Here is a 6,000-nt window from a genome sequence, read left to right on the forward strand (position 1 = left end):
AAAGCCGGAACCCTTGTAGGGAGAAATTAAAATCAGACTATTCATTCCTCCAATCCTCGGACTGACCGGGAGAGGTCGCCCTCAAGCAGTCACAGGTCAAGCGGTCACAGGTCAACTGAATGCTTTTGCCTTTTTCCTTTTTCCGACTTCACGCTTGACGAATTCCTTCTTGCTTATTGCTTCTTGCTTCTTTTCACCCCCTCGCGAAGTCGAAGGGACGACTTCACGCTTGACGACTTCACGCTTGACGAATTCCTTCTTCCGACTTCCCTCGGACTTCTTCGTTCAACATCTGCTATAATTGGTTAACCATAACTCCCTCAAACTGTCAAGGAGATAGAGCTGTGGAACCCTGCAAAGACCCCCTAACTGCCGAAATCGTACAGGAAGCCAGAACTTTATTTACCGTCAGGCAGGTATCAATTAGAATATAGACAATGCCTCTCCGGGTGACGAGTATATTGCCCATGTCTTCAACCTTAGCCTCGAAAAATCAACCCCAGAACCATCCTCAAATAGGTTTGAAAAGTCTGTTGGGCCACTTTGGTATCACGCAGAAAATTGGCTGCGGATACGCCTTGGTCGTTGGTATTGCCATTTTGGGTGCTGTGGCGGGACGGGGAGTAGAATCCTATCAGAAACAGCAAGTTAGAGAAAAACTCGCGATCGACCGAGATAAAGCCGAAATCCTGACCAATCTGAATAATACCGCCCAGGAAGTCAGAATTAACCAGCAATTACTGCTGAATCTGACGACAAAACCGCAAATTTTCGATCGCGAACGATCGGACTTTCTGACTCGCGTTGCTCAGATGAGCGGACAGCTAGAACAACTGCAAAGCCAGCCGCCGACTGCAAATTCCACTGTAGCAACAGATTACCAAGAGATTCAAGAGTTCGCCAAAGCCAACAGCAAAACAATAGAAGCTTACTTCCAACAAGTGCAGAAACTGCTGGGGAATGCGAAGTTATCTGGTTTGAATCCGCAGCAGCGCCAGGTATTCCAGCAGAACTTGAATAATTTTGCCACGGGGAGCAACGCTTTTAAACTCGAACAGTTTTCGCAGGATTCAGCCCAACTAGCCAGCAGCTTTCGGGATAAAGCAGACGAGGCATTTAGAACCTACGAGAAAGCAGAACAACTCGGCACTCTGATTCTGGTTTGTTCTCTGTTCCTCTCGGTTGCTATCGCCACCTTACTTGCAATATACACCAGCAGGGCGATCGCCCGCCCGTTAGAAGCCACCACCCTCATCGCCCAGCGAGTGTCAGAAGAATCGAACTTTGACCTGCAAGTACCCGTTACCACCTCCGACGAAGTAGGAATGCTAGCAATTGCGATCAACGAATTGATCCAAAGAGTAGCCGAATACACAGAAGACTTGCAGGAAGCAAAAATAGCAGCCGAAGCTGCCAACCGCTCGAAAAGTGCATTTCTCGCCAACATGAGCCACGAACTGCGTACCCCCCTCAACGCCATCATCAACTACAGCGAAATGCTGCAAGAAGATGCTCAAGATTCGGGTTCCGAAGACTTTCTCCCCGACTTAGAAAAAATTCAAACCGCAGGCAAACATTTGCTCGACATGATCAGCGATATCCTCGATATTTCTAAAATAGAAGCAGGTCATGTGACGCTTTATTTGGAACACTTCGATGTGGCGACGATGATTGAAGAAGTGATGACTACGGCTCAACCGCTAGTAGAGAAAAAAGGCAATGCTTTAAGGCTGCAAGCAAAAGGCGAACTCGGCATGATGTACGCCGACCAACCGAAAGTCCGGCAAATTCTCCTCAATTTGCTCAGCAATGCTGCCAAATTTACCGAAAAAGGCGTCATTACTATCGAGATCGAAAAAGTGAAAAATGAAAAGCCAAAACCTAAGAAAAGAAATAAAAATAATGATGTTAACTCTGGTTCAAACTACAGTTCTAAATTTTTAATTTTTAGAGTCAGCGATACTGGGATTGGGATGACAGACGAGCAATTAGAGCAGATATTTAAACCTTTTACTCAAGCTGATGCTTCGACTACTAAGAAGTACGGAGGTACAGGCTTGGGATTGACAATTAGCCAGCGTTTGTGTCAAATTTTGGGCGGCGAAATTAGCGTCGAAAGTGAGGACGGTAAAGGTTCAGTTTTTATTGTCAGTCTCCCGGAACGGGTGGTGATGCAGGCTTGACAGTTGTCAGTTGTCAGTTGTCAGTTGACAGTGGTCAGTTGACAGTTGACAGTTAATAGCTTCTGGGTTTTCAGTTGACGGTTTTCAGTTGACAGCTACCTCTGGCTAAAAGTCTGAGGATTGAAACAGTTTGATTTCCCCCTAGCAGGATGAGGCTTGAAACCCATTTGTATTGGTAATACCATGTCCAGCAAATTAACCACAATATTTGTAGGGGCCCGTGAGCCAACAATCCTTAATTTACATCCACAATATCTATAAACCCGCCCAACCCAACGAACAATCTGCATCAATTTTGATGTAAAAAATACGCAAACAATGCAGGTTAAGATTGTTCGTTGGGTGGGGGCGGGTTTATGTAAATTGTTGGTGGGAGTTGGATATGGTTGGTAAACCCGCCCCTACGTAATTGATAATTGGTGGATCGACAGGAGGCAGAAAATTCTGGGAATGTGCGATTCCCTACGCGATAGCTGCGCTTCACGAGTTTTTGTGGTTTGGTGGGGGCTGGTTTATGTAGATTGTGGGTGAGAATGAAAGATTTTTGGTGAAGTGAATCCCAACAAATATTGTGGTTAATTTACCGAACATGATATTACTTCTATTCTGATTAATTAATCATTGCTGGACTTTATGGCCGATCGCCCGAAATTGAACCAGAAGCTGAAACACAGGGCGGAAATACCTATCTCAATATACGGGAACACCGATCGCCCGATCGCCCTTAACTCCCTACAATGACAACTATACGGGCGATCGAGCCATTGCCTTCACAGCAGTCATGTTTTTGAATTCAGGGAATTAAAATTTATGCAACCAAATAATCCGAACCAATTTACAGAAAAAGCCTGGGAAGCCCTAGCCCGCACTCCAGAAGTGGTCAAAGCAGCTCAGCAGCAGCAGCTAGAAAGCGAACATTTGATGAAAGCGTTGCTGGAACAAGAATCGGGACTCGCTAGCAGCTTGTTTAACAAGGCGAAAGTGTCTGTAGCAAAATTGCGCGATCGCACTGATGAGTTTATCAGCCGCCAGCCCAAAATCTCTGGAAGCGGTGGCAACGTTTATCTCGGCCGTTCCCTGGACACCCTGCTAGACAGGGCTGAAGCTTATCGGAAAGAGTACGGTGATGAATTTATCTCGATCGAGCATTTGATCCTGGGTTACGTTAAGGACGATCGCTTCGGCAAAAATCTACTGCAAGAATTTAAACTAGATGAAGCCAAACTCAAAGACATCATCGCCCAAGTCCGGGGGAACAACAAAGTGACAGATCAAAATCCAGAAGGCAAATATGAAGCGCTGGAAAAATACGGCCGAGACTTGACAGAAGCCGCGCGTCAAGGCAAACTCGATCCGGTAATCGGACGAGATGACGAAATTCGCCGCACAATTCAAATTTTGAGCCGCCGCACCAAGAACAACCCCGTACTGATTGGGGAACCGGGAGTCGGCAAAACTGCGATCGCCGAAGGACTCGCCCAGCGAATTATCACCGGAGATGTGCCGCAATCTCTTAAAGACAGACAACTAATTAGCTTAGATATGGGCGCGTTAATTGCTGGTGCAAAATTCCGGGGAGAATTTGAAGAACGCTTGAAAGCCGTGCTCAAAGAAGTTATGGACAGCAACGGCAAAGTCATCCTATTTATAGATGAAATTCACACCGTTGTCGGCGCTGGCGCCAGCCAAGGATCGATGGATGCTGGCAATTTGCTCAAACCGATGTTGGCGAGGGGCGAATTGCGCTGCATCGGCGCTACAACTCTCGACGAATACCGCAAGTATCTCGAAAAAGATGCGGCTTTAGAACGCCGTTTTCAACAAGTTTATGTCGATCAGCCGACAGTTGAAGATACTGTCTCGATTCTGCGCGGTTTGAAGGAACGCTACGAAGTGCACCACGGCGTGAAAATCTCCGATAGCGCCCTAGTGGCGGCGGCTACTTTGTCTACTCGCTATATTAGCGATCGCTTCCTTCCCGACAAGGCGATCGATTTAGTGGACGAAGCGGCGGCTAAACTCAAAATGGAGATTACTTCCAAACCGGAAGAACTAGACGAAATCGATCGCAAAATCTTGCAGCTAGAAATGGAGAGACTCTCCCTGCAAAAAGAAAGCAATGCGGCTTCGATCGAACGTTTGGAAAGACTGGAAAAAGACTTGGGAAACCTCAAGGAACAGCAAAGCGGTTTGAACGCTCAGTGGCAATCGGAAAAAGGTGTCATCGGCAGCATTCAAAAGATTAAAGAACAGATTGACAAGGTGAATATTGAAATTCAACAAGCAGAGCTAAAATATGACCTCAACCGCGCTGCTGAGTTGAAATACGGCACTTTAACTCAATTGCAAAAACAATTGCAAGAAGCAGAAGCTCAACTTTCAGCAACTCAAACCACAGGTCAAACTTTGCTGCGAGAAGAAGTCACGGAATCTGACATTGCGGAGATTATTTCTAAGTGGACGGGAATCCCAATTAGCAAGTTGGTTGAATCGGAAATGCAGAAACTCCTGCACTTGGAAGACGAACTCCACAAGCGCGTAATCGGACAAGATGAAGCGGTGACGGCGGTTGCAGATGCAATTCAGCGATCGCGCGCGGGATTGGCCGATCCCAACCGTCCAGTTGCGAGTTTCATCTTCCTCGGCCCCACAGGCGTCGGTAAAACCGAGTTGGCGAAAGCATTAGCATCATACCTGTTCGATACCGAAGAGGCGATCGTCCGCATTGATATGTCGGAATACATGGAGAAACACGCAGTTTCGCGCTTAATCGGTGCGCCTCCGGGATACGTCGGCTATGACGAAGGCGGACAATTAACTGAGGCTGTGCGCCGCCGTCCCTATTCGGTAATTCTATTCGATGAAATCGAGAAAGCGCACCCGGATGTCTTCAACATCATGCTGCAAATTCTGGATGACGGCCGCGTTACCGACGCTCAAGGTCACACGGTAGACTTTAAGAATTCTGTGATTATTATGACATCGAATGTCGGCTCTCAATACATTTTGGATGTGGCGGGAGATAACGAACAGATGCGTAGTCGGGTGATGGATGCGATGCGCGGAACTTTCCGCCCGGAATTCTTGAACCGGATTGATGAGATGATTATCTTCCACGGTTTGAGCAAGCCGGAATTGCGGCAAATCGTGTTGTTGCAAGTCAAGCGCTTGGAAAAACGGTTGGCCGATCGCAAAATGTCTCTGAAATTGTCGGAATCTGCGATCGACTTCTTAGCAGAAATCGGTTACGATCCGGTGTACGGTGCGCGGCCTTTGAAGCGGGGAATCCAGCGCGAGTTGGAAACGCAAATGGCGAAAGGTATTTTGCGGGGAGATTTTGCCGACGGGGATACCATTTTTGTGGATATCGAGAATGAAAGGTTGGCGTTTAAGCGGCTACCGGCGCAGTTGGTGACTGCGAAATAATCGGAGTTGCGGGGAAGGCTAAGAAACCGGGTTTCTCTGATAATCTTGGTTGAGTGACGAGATATCTGGGAAGAAACCCGGTTTCTGGGGATGATGCTGAGGCTAAGAAACCCGGTTTCTCTGATAATTTAGGTTGAGTGGCGAGGATCTGGGAAGAAACCCGGTTTCTGGGGATGATGCTAAGGCTAAGAAACCGGGAATCACGCCGAGGCTAAGAAACCGGGTTTCTCAGATAATCTTCGTTGAGTGGCGAGGATCTGGGAAGAAACCCGGTTTCTGGGGATGATGCAAAGGCTAAGAAACCGGGAATCACGCCGAGGCTAAGAAACCGGGTTTCTCGGATAATTTAGGTTGGGTGACGAGATATCTCGCAAGAAACCCGGTTTCTGGG

General features: G+C 47.4%; 2 protein-coding genes. Both read left to right on the top strand.

The genetic code is table 11. The features are described 5' to 3' along the window. Window positions 1-467 precede the first annotated feature (467 nt). Window positions 468-2,183, top strand: a complete 1,716-nt coding sequence (locus tag QUB64_RS18500) for a sensor histidine kinase (protein WP_333273318.1) — start codon at window positions 468-470, stop codon at window positions 2,181-2,183. An 810-nt stretch (window positions 2,184-2,993) separates the two neighbouring features. Beyond that, window positions 2,994-5,609 carry an ATP-dependent chaperone ClpB gene (gene clpB / locus QUB64_RS18505; RefSeq protein WP_333273315.1) on the top strand — a complete coding sequence of 872 codons (2,616 nt, stop codon included), beginning with the start codon at window positions 2,994-2,996 and terminating at the stop codon, window positions 5,607-5,609. Window positions 5,610-6,000: the final 391 nt, after the last annotated feature.

The sequence above is a fragment of the Microcoleus sp. Aus8_D2 genome (assembly GCF_036702665.1).
Taxonomy (GTDB): Bacteria; Cyanobacteriota; Cyanobacteriia; order Cyanobacteriales; family Microcoleaceae; genus Microcoleus.

Bases quoted from the DNA above. Each gene is read 5' to 3' on its own strand.
- QUB64_RS18500 (WP_333273318.1), top strand. From the start codon at position 468: ATGTCTTCAACCTTAGCCTCGAAAAATCAACCCCAGAACCATCCTCAA.
- clpB (WP_333273315.1), top strand. From the start codon at position 2,994: ATGCAACCAAATAATCCGAACCAATTTACAGAAAAAGCCTGGGAAGCC.